1 protein-coding gene is annotated in these 770 nt (G+C 45.7%); it reads left to right on the forward strand.

The features are described from left to right. Positions 1-100: 100 nt before the first annotated feature. The coding region (locus tag AC1DWB_RS36535; RefSeq protein WP_477545935.1) for a tyrosine-type recombinase/integrase at positions 101-770 on the forward strand (670 nt) is incomplete at its 3' end.

Here is a 770-nt window from a genome sequence, read left to right on the forward strand (position 1 = left end):
TTACAATACAGGGCATCCCAGACAGCGCACAAGCTCGACACAGTGGCGCTGAACATAATATTTAGCCAATCAATACAAAACCGTTAGAGGAGGACAACCCATGCAAGGATACTTCCGTAAGCGCGGCTGCAAATGTGAGGAAGGAAAGAAATGTACGTGCGGTGCAAAATGGAGCTTCACGCTAGATTTACCAAGGGACCCTGTTACAAATGAACGGAGACAGAAAACGGCTAGCGGATTTAATACGAAGAAGGAAGCAGAAGCAGCCTGCGCAAAGTTGATTGCCCAGGTCGAGAGTGAGCAATATAAGGAAGTATCCAAGATGCCACTAAGCGATTTCTTTAAACTATGGATAAAGGCAAAGGAAACCACGATTAAGAAGAACACGCTGGCCAGCTATTCTGGACATGTAGATAAGAACATCATTCCATACATTGGCAAGCTGCAGATATCCAAGATAACTCCACATGATATAACTAACTTGTATAGCACACTCATGACGGAGAGAGGACTTGGTGGTGCATCCGTAGGAGATGTGCATAAAGTCCTGTATAACGCATTAGACCAAGCACTTCGTTGGGAATATATACTCAGGAATCCAGCTGCGTTGGTTAAGCGTCCAAAAGCAGAGAAGCAGGAGCTACGTATATGGAATTTAGAAGAGGCCACCACATTCCTGAAAGAAGCCAAAAATGACAGAACCTACGTAGCGTTCCTCCTCGCTCTCACTACCGGTATGAGACAAGGGGAAATACTCGGGCTGCGTTGGA

This window comes from Paenibacillus sp. P4_E11 (genome assembly GCF_056401635.1).